This is a genomic window from Bacillus sp. ABP14 (genome assembly GCF_001831375.1).
Taxonomy (GTDB): Bacteria; Bacillota; Bacilli; order Bacillales; family Bacillaceae_G; genus Bacillus_A; species Bacillus_A paranthracis.
Genome location: NZ_CP017016.1, coordinates 4,275,964 through 4,288,695, shown reverse-complemented (window position 1 = coordinate 4,288,695; position 12,732 = coordinate 4,275,964). Strand labels below are relative to the sequence as shown.

Sequence of the window (12,732 nt, the reverse complement as noted above, 5' to 3'; positions counted from 1 at the left end):
AAGGGCATGCAATCACTTGAAGATACTTGAATAATAATTGTGGAGGTGTCGAATGGGAGTAATAATTCTCTTTTTAGGGGTAGTATTTGCAATAACTTTTCATGTGTTAACACATCGAAGAATGGATGCAAATAAAAAGAAATTGTATGTAATAAGTTTAATTTTCGCTATTATCTGTTCCGCTATCCCTACAACTGGAGAAAATAATAGCGATTTTCTTTACTTTGGTATACCAGCAGAAAATTTCATTTATTATGGTGGATGGGAAATTTCGTTTTATCCATTAGGTTTTTTTGTTAATTTTATTTTGTTTTATTTGGTTTTGAAATTATTATTTAAGTTACGCAAGAGTTCAGGTAGAGAAATGAAAAAATAGCAGGATATGTATTGGTACGGATAGAAAATTGGTGATTAGTCGATAAGGAAGTTTAAGCTACTAATTATTACTATGCTTCATTATACGAACTAGGGGGAGAAGAATGGATTTTCACACTAAAAAGCAGTTGTGTAAGCAGTATAATTTAAATAGTCTTACGCACGTTTCATTGTTGCATGGGGGAGAAAATCAAACATATATATTCGAATCAGACAAAAGTAAATTTGTAGTTAGGCAGTATAGAGAAGGACGTTATACAGCCGAGCAAATAGAGGCTGAAATACATTGGTTAATAGCGATGCAAAAACAAATGTTAGTACCAGAAGTAGTTGAAGATAAAAGTGGTAACTGGATCACGTATGTTACGAAAGATGATGGGAGTATTTTGTATTTTGTTGTTTTTAGGTTTATAAACGGAAGTGAAGTGTTAGAACCGAAGAATAGGGACTATGAAAAACTTGGATCATTAATGCGCATGTTTCACGATAAAGCAAATGAAGTGTTCAAAAGGGTACCACAAACTTGGAGAGGGTATGAAAGACCGATATATGGTGAGCAAAAGATAATCCATGAGCCTTTACAACGATTACTACATGCTTCATTTCTATCGCATGAGGATAAGCATACGTGCATGAGAATTGCAGAAAAAATACAAGAGCTCTCAAATTCAACTCAACTAGGAGATAAACAATTTGTTCACGGAGATATGCATTTTGGAAATATTCTTGTAGGCAAAGAGGATTGGTATTTACTCGATTTTGATGAATGTGGATTTGGGCATAAAGAGTTTGATATTGGTGTTCCAAGATTACATTTAATTGCTTCGGGGCAACTAGAAGACATGTGGGGGAATTTCATGATGGGATATGGGGAAAATATTTCAGAACCATCCATTCGACTTGGGACCGCTTCAAGAATCTTTTATATGGCTGGAAAGATACCGTTAAGGCTCGATATTGAACCTATTAGAAAAGATCCTGGCGCTTTTATTCGGCGATATATTCAGTATGCTGAAAAAGAGTTAGGTGGAGAAACAGTTATATAAAGAAAAGACAGAATAGTAATTCAACTCAGTTGTATATTGTGTTATGATTATATTGTAAGAAAATGGATTCCTGAAAGGTGGTATGCATTATGTCATCAACAGTACTCTTTTTTGGTAGTATCGCACTATTTTACTTCCTTGTGATGATACCGATTCAATATTTATACTTACAAGGTTTACATGAAAAAAAGAAAAAAACAGGATTATCTCAGCGAGAACTATACGAAAAAATGTCTTTTGGGGAAGAACAATTACATCTTCATGTGCAAGGCAACCCATTTAATATACCATCTGCGTTTGTCGCATATATGATTTTGAAAGTTAGAGGACGTAAAAAAGCATCACAATGTTGATGCTTTTTTACGTTGCTTCATAGCCTTCTGCTTCTTTAACTGCTAATGGTAAGAAATGTTTATATTGGCGAAATCCATTAAATACACTTGCACTACCAAATAGAACAAATAAGACACCAACGATAATACGAGCGGTTGAAAGTTCTAAAAAGAATTGATTTATCCCGAAGAATAAGACGAATGAACCGAGTGCCATTGCGGATTTTCCTGAGAGCCAACCTTTCTCCATTGGGCGGTTTGTACGAAAGTATTTTGTTTTGTAGAAGAGGTACAACATAAATGAGACGATAATACAGAAGACTAATACTGGCATAATACACACTCCCATCGTTTTGTGAAAAATAATAGTGGAGAAAAAAGAAATATCTAAACTTTCTAATTTTTATTATAAAGCAATTGTTCGCATGTATGAAATACTTTCCGTTATAATGGAGGATAAAGTGAGACTTTCATTAGTGTGGGGATGTTTCCGCGCTAATGATTAGCCCACATTCATTGGGCTTTTACTGCACGTTGAAGTGAAGAAGTTGAATAAAAAGGAGATTATACATATGCATGAGCAAATTTTAGGAGCAATTAAAGAGTTTGATACAATTATTATTCATCGTCATGTGCGTCCGGATCCAGATGCGTTAGGTTCGCAGGGCGGTCTTAGTACAATTCTACAAGAATCGTTTCCAGAGAAAAATATTTATACGGTTGGGTACAATGAACCGTCACTTGCATATTTACGAGTAATGGATGATATTGAAGATAGTGTATATGAAAATGCACTTGTTATCGTATGTGATACTGCGAACCAAGAACGTGTTGACGATCAACGCTATGCAAAAGGGAAGATGTTAATTAAAATTGATCATCATCCAAATGAAGATCCATACGGAGATATTACGTGGGTAGATACGACAGCAAGTTCTACAAGTGAAATGATTTATGAGTTTTACACGTATGGAAAAGATAAAGGATTACAGATAACAAAAGAAGCAGCTCGTCTTATTTTAGCAGGTATTGTTGGAGATACAGGTCGTTTCTTATTCCCGAATACAACAGCAAAAACACTTCGTTACGTAAGTGAGCTTGTTGACATGGGTGTGAAATTCACAGATTTATACAATGAAATGTATAAGACAAAAGAAAAAATCGCTCGTTTAAACGGTTATATTTTACAAAACTTTACGATGGTAGAAGAAGGAGCAGCTTACATTAAATTAACGAAAGAAGTATTAGAAGAATTTGATGTACTTCCTTCTGAGGCATCTGGCGTTGTTGGAGCACTTGGTAATATTGATGGATTAAAGGCATGGGTTCTATTTTTAGAGGAAGACGATGTGATTCGTGTTCGCCTTCGTTCAAAAGGACCAGTTATAAATAAATTAGCAATGCAATATAACGGCGGAGGACATCCGATGGCTTCTGGTGCAAAAGCATCTTCTTGGGAAGAAGCGGATCGTCTATTTGCTGATTTACGTGAGATTTGTAAATAAGAAATTATATGTTAGAACGAAAAGAAGGAGTGGTGCTAAAGCCCTCCTTCTTTATTTTTCTTTCTCTATCGTAATGCTAATTTCAAGCACGGTATCAAAAGATATTGTATCGACTTTAAACCGGTATAGCCGATCGTAATGTTTGTACGTCTTGTTTTCGATTACCTTTTTGAGTAGGTCTTTATTTTTTGCGATACTTTGTATGTTTTTCGTTAAAAGATGCTGGAGGTCATTATGGATAGATGTAGTCATATTTTCGAGTGTAAGATTGTCTAAATCGTATTTTTCTCGATTTATAAGTTTTATTTTAATCTCTTGAATGGTTAAGAGCCGTTTATTTTCAGTATTCAATTTTTCTTGATCTTCGAGAAGGACGTGGAGCTTTGCTTCTTGTTTTTCTATAATTTCTCTTTGTTCTGCTATTTTACTAGCTTGTTCTTCTTGAAAAACACCGTATATGTACAAAAAAATAAACCAGCTCAACACGCCTCCAACAGCAGCACCAGCTAAAACTAAATACCATTTTTTTGCTGTATTGGCACTTGGTACTCTCATACATGCTCCTGCGTTAGCCATTTAATAATAATAAGACCAGTTTGCATACCACCCGTTGCGAAAAAAATAAGGAGAATTTGTTTTACGATATCTTTCATATCCCCGCCAAAGAAACTTCTTTCAAAGCTATAAAAAGTATCAAATGTTCCGCCAATCGCTGCAACGAGTGCCCAAATTCTTAAATTTTGGGCGAATTGATTAATGTAAGTTAGAGTTGGTTTTCCGATAAGAAATGCACCAAATCCACCAATTAATGAACCACCAAGTATAACCCCAAAGGCAATAAAATAACTAATAATAAGCAGAGAGAAAAAAGTATGTTCTCTTACATCCATCGTCATTCCCCTTTCTTCTTCATATATATGGACAAAGTATAAGAAGTATGTTTTGATTTCCGCTTTCCTCTTCACCTATAATAAAAGTAGTCAAATAGGTAAAGAGAGGGTACAACAGTGAAGTTTGTGCATTTACAATGTCAAACCGTTTTTAGTTTATTAAAAAGTGCTTGTAAAATTGATGAACTTGTAGTTAGGGCGAAAGAGCTCGGTTATTCATCACTTGCTATTACGGATGAAAATGTTATGTATGGCGTTATTCCGTTTTATAAAGCATGTAAGAAACATGGTATACATCCTATTATCGGCGTAACAGCTTCTATTTTTAGTGAAGAAGAAGAAAAGTCTTATCCGCTTGTCTTACTTGCTGAAAATGAAATAGGTTATCAAAATTTATTAAAGATTTCTAGTAGCATTATGACGAAGTCAAAAGAAGGTATTCCTAAGAAATGGCTTGCACATTATGCGAAAGGATTAATTGCAATTTCACCAGGTAAAGATGGGGAAATTGAACAATTATTATTAGAAGACAAAGAGAGTCAAGCTGAAGAAGTAGCTCGCATGTATCGAAGTATGTTCGGTAATTTTTATATGAGTTTACAGCATCATGCGATTCAAGATGAACTGCTTCTGCAAGAGAAATTACCTGAATTTACGAGTAGGATAAATATTCCAGTCGTTGCAACAAACGATGTACGCTACATCAATCAAAGTGACGCACTTGTTCATGAATGCTTATTATCTGTTGAAAGTGGAACGAAAATGACGGATCCAGATAGGCCGAGGCTGAAAACAGATCAATATTATTTAAAATCATCAGATGAAATGGAAGCACTGTTTTCTCACGTAGAAGAAGCGATTTATAACACAGTAGAAATTGCAGAACGTTGCAGAGTAGAAATACCGTTTCATGTAAATCAATTACCGAAATTTCCTGTTCCAGCGAACGAGACGAATGACACGTATTTGCGCCGCGTTTGTGAAGAAGGGTTACAGAAACGTTATGGTACGCCGAAAGAAGTACATATAAACCGTTTGAATCATGAATTAAACGTGATTTCTAGTATGGGGTTTAGTGATTATTTCCTCATCGTATGGGATTTTATGAAGTATGCGCATGAAAATCATATTTTAACAGGACCAGGACGTGGATCGGCGGCTGGATCACTCGTTTCTTATGTATTAGAAATTACAGATATTGATCCAATTGAATACGATCTATTATTTGAAAGGTTTTTAAATCCCGAACGTGTGACACTTCCAGATATTGATATCGATTTTCCAGATATAAGACGTGATGAGATGATTCGATATGTGAAAGATAAATATGGTCAGCTTCGTGTTGCACAAATTGTAACGTTTGGGACGTTGGCAGCGAAAGCGGCAATTAGAGATATTGCGCGTGTAATGGGGCTTCCGCCGCGAGATATTGATATATTCTCAAAACTTATTCCATCAAAGCTTGGTATAACGTTAAAAGATGCATATGAGGAATCGCAATCACTCCGTGAGTTTATACAAGGGAATCTTTTGCATGAGCGTGTGTTTGAAATTGCAAAACGTGTAGAGGGCTTACCACGTCATACGTCTATTCATGCAGCTGGCGTTATTATGAGCCAAGAGCCATTAACCGGAAGTGTTGCAATTCAAGAAGGGCATAACGATGTGTATGTTACGCAATACCCAGCTGATGCATTAGAAGAACTTGGGTTGCTCAAGATGGACTTTTTAGGATTACGTAATTTAACGTTACTTGAAAATATTATAAAGTTTATCGTGCAAAAAACAGGAAAAGAAATCGATATAAGAAATTTACCACTTCAAGATGAAAAGACATTCCAATTGTTAGGTAGAGGGGATACAACAGGTGTATTCCAGCTTGAATCAGGTGGTATGCGAAATGTACTTCGCGGGTTAAAGCCGAATGAATTTGAAGATATTGTTGCTGTTAACTCGTTATATAGACCAGGACCGATGGAACAAATTCCAACCTTTATTGAATCAAAACACGGAAAAAGACAAATTGAATATTTACATCCGGACTTAAAGCCGATTTTAGAAAGAACATACGGTGTAATTGTATATCAAGAACAAATTATGCAAATCGCGTCGAAGTTGGCGGGCTTCTCGCTCGGGGAAGCAGATTTATTACGCCGTGCAGTGAGTAAAAAAAATCGTGATATTTTAGATCAGGAACGTAAGCATTTTGTGCAAGGGTGTTTACAAAATGGTTATGACGAGACATCTGCAGAGAAAATTTACGATTTAATTGTAAGATTTGCAAATTACGGCTTTAACCGAAGTCACGCTGTAGCCTACAGTATGATTGGATATCAGCTTGCTTACTTAAAAGCGAATTATACGCTGGAATTTATGACGGCACTATTATCGAGTGCAATTGGAAATGAAGATAAGATTGTGCAGTATATACGAGAAACGAAGCGAAAAGGTTTTCATGTTTTGCCGCCGTCTCTTCAGAGAAGTGGTTACAATTTCCAAATAGAAGGAAATGCGATACGTTACAGCTTACTTTCTATTCGAAACATCGGAATGGCTACAGTGACAGCATTAATCGAAGAACGAGAGAAAAAAATGTTTGAAGATTTATTTGAATTTTGTCTGCGCATGCCATCGAAGTTTGTAACAGAGCGAAATTTAGAGGCGTTCGTCTGGTCTGGATGTTTTGACGATTTCGGTGTTTCGAGAACGAATTTATGGAAAAGTCTTAAAGGAGCGTTAGAGTATGCCAATCTTGCACGTGATTTAGGAGATGCTGTTCCAAAATCAAAATACGTACAAGGAGAAGAGCTCTCCTTTATTGAACAGTTAAATAAAGAGAAGGAAGTACTAGGTTTTTATTTATCAAGCTATCCGACAGCGCAGTATGTGAAGTTAGCGAAAGAATTAGAAATTCCATCTCTCGCTCAGGCGATGCGACATAAGAAAAAAGTACAAAGAGCTATCGTGTATATAACAAGTGTGAGAGTGATTCGTACGAAAAAGTTGCAAAAGATGGCGTTTATTACATTTTGTGATCAAAATGATGAAATGGAAGCAGTTCTTTTCCCCGAAACGTATATACATTTCTCAGATAAGTTACAAGAAGGAGCAATTGTTTTAGTTGACGGCATGATTGAGCTTAGAAATCATAAGTTGCAATGGATTGTAAATGGACTATATCCGTTAGAAGAAATGGATGTGTATGAAGAAAAGAAAGATGCGTCTGTTTACGTGAAATTGCCGTCTCAATATGAGAAAAAGCTTTTAAATCAGGTTACTAAAATATTGTTTGACTATTCGGGTTTTGCGAAAGTACTAATTTATTATGAAAAGGAACATAAAATGGTACAATTATCACGAAGTTTATCGATTCACCCAAGTGAAGAATGTTTAGGAGCACTTCGTGAAATTGTCGGGGAAGAAAATGTGGTTGTGAAAATATAATGGACAATTTCCCTACACTTCGATTATTATAGTAGTAGTGTTCGTGGTCAGACCACTTGGAGAAATTGATATCAGCAAGAATAATTTGAGGAGAGTGGATAGTTTGTCAACACTTCGTGAAGAAGCACTTCACATGCATAAAGTGCATCAAGGAAAATTAGAAACTGTATCAAAAGTAAAAGTAGAAAATGCAAAAGATTTAAGTCTTGCATATTCTCCAGGGGTTGCAGAACCTTGTAAAGAAATTTATGACGATAAAAGTAAGGTATATGAATATACAATGAAGGGAAATATGGTAGCAGTTGTGACAGATGGAACGGCTGTACTTGGTCTTGGTAACATCGGACCTGAAGCATCTCTTCCAGTAATGGAAGGTAAAGCTGTATTATTCAAGAGCTTTGCTGGTGTAGATGCATTCCCAATTGCCTTAAATACAAACGATGTAGATAAAATTGTTGAAACTGTAAAATTAATGGAGCCAACTTTTGGCGGCGTTAACTTAGAGGATATCGCAGCACCAAACTGCTTCATTATTGAAGAACGTTTGAAAAAAGAAACAAATATTCCTATCTTCCATGATGATCAACACGGAACAGCTATCGTAACAGTAGCGGGTCTTGTGAACGCGCTAAAACTAGTTGGAAAGAAAATGTCTGACATTAAAGTTGTCGCAAATGGCGCAGGTGCAGCAGGTATTGCAATTATTAAACTTTTATATCGCTATGGCGTACGCGACATTATTATGTGTGACCGTAAAGGGGCAATCTATGATGGTCGTCCTACAGGTATGAATCCGGTGAAGGATGAAGTGGCAAAATATACAAATAAGAATCGTATCGAAGGTTCTTTAGCTGATGTTGTACAAGGTGCGGACGTATTCATTGGTGTATCTGCAGAAGGTGCATTAACAGAAGAGATGGTTCGTACAATGAATGACGATGCAATTATTTTTGCAATGGCGAATCCAGTTCCAGAAATTATGCCAGAATTGGCAAAAGCAGCGGGCGCAGCTGTTGTTGGAACGGGTCGTTCTGACTTCGCAAACCAAGTAAATAATGTACTAGCGTTCCCTGGTATTTTCCGCGGTGCACTTGACGTACATGCGACACAAATTAACGAAGAAATGAAGATGGCAGCTGTACAAGCTATTGCTGAGCTTGTAGCAGAAGATGAGTTAAATGCAGACTATATCATTCCAGCACCATTTGACGCGCGTGTAGCGCCTCAAGTAGCAGCTTACGTTGCAAAAGCTGCAATGGAGACAGGAGTAGCTCGCCGTCAAGTAGATCCAAATGAAGTTGCTGAGAAAACAAAACAATTAGCGCTGATTGGTAAAGAATAAGCGAGGAATTTCCATTGACATCATCAAATACAAAAGTATATCTCGAAATTGTAAAAAAAATCCGTTCCATTATGGAAGAGGATGGATTGGTAGCAGGGGATCGTTTGCCGTCTGAGCGTGAGTTAAGTTCACGTTTAAACGTAGGACGTTCCTCTGTAAGAGAAGCGTTGCGTGCTTTAGAACTTGTAGGATTAATTGAAACGAGACGTGGTGAAGGGACGTTTATTCGAAACTTTTACGATAACGGTCTTGTACAATTGATTGCTCCGTTCTTGCTGCAAGATGAGAAAACAATTCGTGATTTATTACAAACAAAACGATTGCTTGAGAAAGATATGATTCGAATTGTATGTAATTTACCGAAAGAAATGTTTTCTAAAGTGCTAAGTAAATTACATCAAGTGCTTGAAGGAAATGAAAACTCAGTTCCAATGCTTCACCAAACGTTCTTTAAAACACTTATTGAACAAGTCGATAATTATTTACTATATCGCATTTGGATGATCGTAAATGATTACGTATCAACGCTTTCTTGTAAAGTTTCAGGAGATTCTATCGATATGTATAGAAAGCTTTACGCTATTTTGGAAGAAAAACAAGAAAATGATGCACTAAAAATTTACGATGAATTAGTAGAGAATATACAGTTTCACTCGTAATGTATAAAATTTGTCGAAATGACCATGACACGTTATGACAAACATTCTATCGCGTAGCGGTTAAAGTTAAACGTAAAGAGTGAGGTTATTAGACAGATTGAGAAGATAAGGCTAACATCAAACTTTGGTGTTAGCCCAATTTTCTTCTTACACTAACCTTAGCTCTCAACGAAGGGGGTCAAATTGTGCTAAGAGATTTATTCGTGAAAAAGAAAAAGTACGCTGCAATACCTTCAGAACAAGTACGAAAAGATGTACCAGATGGCGTTATGACAAAATGTCCGAAATGTAAAAAAATCATGTATACGAAAGAGCTTCTAAAAAATTTAAAAGTATGTGTGAATTGTGGATATCATCATCCTATGAATGCGTGGGAACGTCTTGATAGTATATTGGACGAAGGGTCATTCCGTGAGTATGACAAAGAAATGGTTTCATTAAATCCACTCGAGTTTCCAGATTATGAAGAGAAACTAGAGAGCGATCGTAAGAAGACTGAATTGAACGAAGCGGTTGTAACTGGTGAAGGAACAATTGATGACATGCTTGTTGTTGTTGCAGTAATGGATTCTCGTTTTCGAATGGGGAGCATGGGCTCTGTTGTAGGAGAAAAAATTGCCCGTGCGGTTGAAAAGGCATACGACTTACAAGTTCCATTTATTATCTTTACTGCTTCGGGTGGTGCCCGTATGCAAGAAGGGATATTAAGTTTAATGCAAATGGCAAAAACAAGCGTAGCTTTGAAAAAGCATAGTAATGCAGGAGGATTATTTATTTCTGTTATGACTCACCCAACGACGGGCGGGGTTTCAGCAAGTTTCGCTTCACTTGGTGATTATAATCTTGCAGAACCGGGGGCACTGATCGGATTTGCTGGTAGACGTGTAATTGAACAAACCGTGCGTGAGAAACTACCGGAAGATTTCCAAACGGCAGAATTCTTACTAGAACATGGTCAATTAGATGCGGTGGTACATCGTGATGATATGAGAGAATCGCTTCGTAAGATTTTAGAAGTTCATCAAGGAGGGGAAATGGCTGTATGGCAGAGCTAGAATTTGAGAAACCAGTTGTTGAGCTAAGAAATAAGATTCGTGAACTGAAAGACTATACGAAAAACAGCCAGATGGACTTCAGTGAGGAGATTCGTATTTTGGAAGACAAGCTAGAAAATTTAGAGGAAGATATATACGGCAATATGAAAGTATGGGACCGTGTTCAAATTGCTCGTCATGCAGAACGACCGACAACGCTCGATTATATTGAGCACTTATTTACTGATTTTTTTGAATGTCATGGAGATCGTCTCTTTGGCGATGATGCAGCGATTGTCGGCGGCATTGCGAAGTATAAAGGGATGCCTGTAACTGTAATCGGGCATCAACGCGGAAAAGATACGAAAGAAAATATTCGCCGTAATTTTGGGATGCCTCACCCAGAAGGATATCGAAAAGCATTGCGTTTAATGAAGCAGGCGGAAAAGTTCAATCGTCCAATTATTTGTTTTATTGATACGAAAGGAGCTTATCCTGGTAAAGCTGCTGAAGAACGTGGTCAAAGTGAAGCGATCGCCCGCAATTTATTTGAAATGGCAGGCTTAACGGTGCCTGTTATTTGTATCGTTATCGGCGAAGGTGGTAGTGGTGGTGCGCTAGGTCTTGGAGTAGGAGATTACATTCATATGCTAGAAAATTCCACTTATTCTGTTATTACACCAGAGGGTGCAGCAGCAATTCTTTGGAAAGATGCAGGGAAAGCAAAGGAAGCTGCAGAGGCGATGAGAATTACAGCGGCAGATTTGAAAGAATTAGGTGTAATTGACGAAATTATTCCAGAGGCAAAAGGTGGAGCACACCGTAATGTTTTGAAACAGTCAGAAAATATAGATTTAATGCTTAGAAAAACTTTTGAACAATTAAACGGAATTTCGAAAGATGAATTAATCGAAAAACGTTATGAAAAATATATGAAAATTGGGCAAGTTTCGTTTTCAAACGCTTCCATTTGGATAAAATAAGAAAAGCGTGCGTTCCACTTCGCGAATGCACGTTTTTATTATGAAAAGACACATCTTCTCCATTGTATTTTTATATTTTTTCGTGTTATTTTATTATAAGGCAAATAATCTTTATGAGGTGAGTACAAATGAAACGTATTGGTGTATTAACAAGTGGTGGAGATTCACCTGGTATGAATGCTGCCATTCGTGCAGTTGTTCGTAAAGCGATTTTCCATGATATTGAAGTATATGGTATTTACCATGGATACGCTGGATTAATTTCTGGTCACATTGAAAAATTAGAACTAGGTTCTGTTGGCGATATTATCCACCGCGGTGGTACGAAATTATATACAGCAAGATGTCCTGAGTTTAAAGACCCAGAAGTACGACTAAAAGGTATCGAGCAATTAAAGAAACACGGTATCGAAGGACTTGTTGTTATTGGTGGAGATGGTTCTTACCAAGGCGCTAAAAAATTAACTGAACAAGGATTCCCATGTGTTGGTGTACCAGGTACAATTGACAATGATATCCCTGGAACAGACTTCACAATTGGTTTCGATACAGCTTTAAACACTGTTATTGATGCAATTGATAAAATTCGTGACACAGCTACATCTCATGAACGTACATATGTTATCGAAGTAATGGGACGTCACGCTGGTGATATCGCATTATGGGCTGGTTTAGCTGATGGTGCGGAAACAATCTTAATTCCAGAAGAAGAGTATGACATGGAAGATGTTATCGCTCGTCTGAAGCGCGGTAGTGAACGTGGTAAAAAACACAGTATTATCGTTGTAGCTGAAGGTGTTGGAAGTGCAATTGACATCGGTAAGCACATTGAAGAAGCAACAAACTTTGATACTCGCGTAACTGTATTAGGTCACGTACAACGTGGTGGATCACCAAGTGCACAAGACCGTGTATTAGCAAGCCGTCTTGGTGCAAGAGCAGTTGAATTATTAATTGCTGGTAAAGGTGGACGTTGTGTCGGTATTCAAGATAACAAACTTGTTGATCATGATATTATCGAAGCGTTAGCTCAAAAGCATACAATCGATAAAGATATGTATCAATTATCTAAAGAATTATCCATCTAATCGGCGTAATGTCGGATATTTGGGAACGGTTTCA

General features: G+C 37.0%; 13 protein-coding genes. 10 read left to right on the top strand and 3 right to left on the bottom strand.

What is annotated here, in order from left to right:
- Positions 1 to 52 precede the first annotated feature (52 nt).
- The 3 genes from BGI23_RS22295 to BGI23_RS22285 all read left to right on the top strand — a co-directional run bounded on the left by BGI23_RS22295 (position 53) and on the right by BGI23_RS22285 (position 1,774).
- Entirely contained in the window at positions 53 to 376 is a 324-nt protein-coding gene (locus tag BGI23_RS22295) for a hypothetical protein (protein WP_070806943.1), read from the top strand.
- Between the two features lie 103 nt (positions 377 to 479).
- Positions 480 to 1,421: a phosphotransferase enzyme family protein gene (locus tag BGI23_RS22290; RefSeq protein WP_070806942.1), complete on the top strand. Its 942-nt coding sequence runs from the start codon at positions 480 to 482 to the stop codon at positions 1,419 to 1,421.
- A gap of 89 nt (positions 1,422 to 1,510) precedes the next feature.
- Positions 1,511 to 1,774, top strand: a complete 264-nt coding sequence (locus BGI23_RS22285; protein ID WP_000099739.1) for a DUF3949 domain-containing protein — start codon at positions 1,511 to 1,513, stop codon at positions 1,772 to 1,774.
- A gap of 7 nt (positions 1,775 to 1,781) precedes the next feature.
- On the opposite strand, the gene BGI23_RS22280 is transcribed toward BGI23_RS22285, so the two are convergent.
- Positions 1,782 to 2,087 (bottom strand): YtpI family protein, encoded by a 306-nt coding sequence (locus BGI23_RS22280; protein WP_001144775.1) that lies wholly within the window; start codon positions 2,085 to 2,087, stop codon positions 1,782 to 1,784.
- Positions 2,088 to 2,325: 238 nt separating this feature from the next.
- On the opposite strand from BGI23_RS22280, the gene BGI23_RS22275 reads away from it, so the two are divergent.
- Complete coding sequence (locus tag BGI23_RS22275; RefSeq protein ID WP_070806941.1) at positions 2,326 to 3,258, top strand: DHH family phosphoesterase; 933 nt, start codon at positions 2,326 to 2,328, stop codon at positions 3,256 to 3,258.
- A 51-nt stretch (positions 3,259 to 3,309) separates the two neighbouring features.
- Here BGI23_RS22275 and ytrI read toward each other — a convergent pair whose 3' ends face one another.
- A complete protein-coding gene (gene ytrI / locus BGI23_RS22270) occupies positions 3,310 to 3,813 on the bottom strand; it encodes a sporulation membrane protein YtrI (protein ID WP_001265726.1) in 504 nt (167 codons plus the stop codon).
- On the bottom strand, positions 3,810 to 4,223 hold the full coding sequence (locus tag BGI23_RS22265; protein ID WP_002003648.1) for a YtrH family sporulation protein: 414 nt from the start codon (positions 4,221 to 4,223) through the stop codon (positions 3,810 to 3,812). The genes ytrI and BGI23_RS22265 overlap by 4 nt, the downstream gene beginning before the upstream one ends.
- Positions 4,224 to 4,265: 42 nt before the next feature.
- Between BGI23_RS22265 and dnaE the strand changes: the two genes are divergently transcribed.
- The 6 genes from dnaE to pfkA all read left to right on the top strand — a co-directional run bounded on the left by dnaE (position 4,266) and on the right by pfkA (position 12,698).
- Positions 4,266 to 7,592, top strand: coding sequence for a DNA polymerase III subunit alpha (dnaE, locus tag BGI23_RS22260; RefSeq protein ID WP_070806940.1), 3,327 nt, complete (start codon positions 4,266 to 4,268; stop codon positions 7,590 to 7,592).
- A gap of 133 nt (positions 7,593 to 7,725) precedes the next feature.
- The gene (gene ystJ, locus BGI23_RS22255) at positions 7,726 to 8,934 is read left to right on the top strand and encodes an NADP-dependent malic enzyme (protein WP_001970845.1); all 1,209 of its coding nucleotides are present in this window, start codon (positions 7,726 to 7,728) and stop codon (positions 8,932 to 8,934) included.
- A gap of 14 nt (positions 8,935 to 8,948) precedes the next feature.
- Positions 8,949 to 9,593, top strand: coding sequence for a FadR/GntR family transcriptional regulator (locus BGI23_RS22250; RefSeq protein WP_000204431.1), 645 nt, complete (start codon positions 8,949 to 8,951; stop codon positions 9,591 to 9,593).
- 185 nt (positions 9,594 to 9,778) lie between these two features.
- Positions 9,779 to 10,648, top strand: coding sequence for an acetyl-CoA carboxylase, carboxyltransferase subunit beta (accD, locus tag BGI23_RS22245; protein WP_060632501.1), 870 nt, complete (start codon positions 9,779 to 9,781; stop codon positions 10,646 to 10,648).
- A complete protein-coding gene (gene accA / locus BGI23_RS22240; RefSeq protein ID WP_000818794.1) occupies positions 10,636 to 11,610 on the top strand; it encodes an acetyl-CoA carboxylase carboxyl transferase subunit alpha in 975 nt (324 codons plus the stop codon). The genes accD and accA overlap by 13 nt, the downstream gene beginning before the upstream one ends.
- Positions 11,611 to 11,738: 128 nt before the next feature.
- A complete protein-coding gene (gene pfkA, locus BGI23_RS22235) occupies positions 11,739 to 12,698 on the top strand; it encodes a 6-phosphofructokinase (RefSeq protein WP_000821163.1) in 960 nt (319 codons plus the stop codon).
- Positions 12,699 to 12,732 lie beyond the last annotated feature (34 nt).

Bases quoted from the DNA above. Each gene is read 5' to 3' on its own strand.
- BGI23_RS22295 (WP_070806943.1), top strand. From the start codon at position 53: ATGGGAGTAATAATTCTCTTTTTAGGGGTAGTATTTGCAATAACTTTT.
- BGI23_RS22290 (WP_070806942.1), top strand. From the start codon at position 480: ATGGATTTTCACACTAAAAAGCAGTTGTGTAAGCAGTATAATTTAAAT.
- BGI23_RS22285 (WP_000099739.1), top strand. From the start codon at position 1,511: ATGTCATCAACAGTACTCTTTTTTGGTAGTATCGCACTATTTTACTTC.
- BGI23_RS22280 (WP_001144775.1), bottom strand. From the start codon at position 2,087: ATGCCAGTATTAGTCTTCTGTATTATCGTCTCATTTATGTTGTACCTC.
- BGI23_RS22275 (WP_070806941.1), top strand. From the start codon at position 2,326: ATGCATGAGCAAATTTTAGGAGCAATTAAAGAGTTTGATACAATTATT.
- ytrI (WP_001265726.1), bottom strand. From the start codon at position 3,813: ATGAGAGTACCAAGTGCCAATACAGCAAAAAAATGGTATTTAGTTTTA.
- ystJ (WP_001970845.1), top strand. From the start codon at position 7,726: ATGCATAAAGTGCATCAAGGAAAATTAGAAACTGTATCAAAAGTAAAA.
- accA (WP_000818794.1), top strand. From the start codon at position 10,636: ATGGCAGAGCTAGAATTTGAGAAACCAGTTGTTGAGCTAAGAAATAAG.
- pfkA (WP_000821163.1), top strand. From the start codon at position 11,739: ATGAAACGTATTGGTGTATTAACAAGTGGTGGAGATTCACCTGGTATG.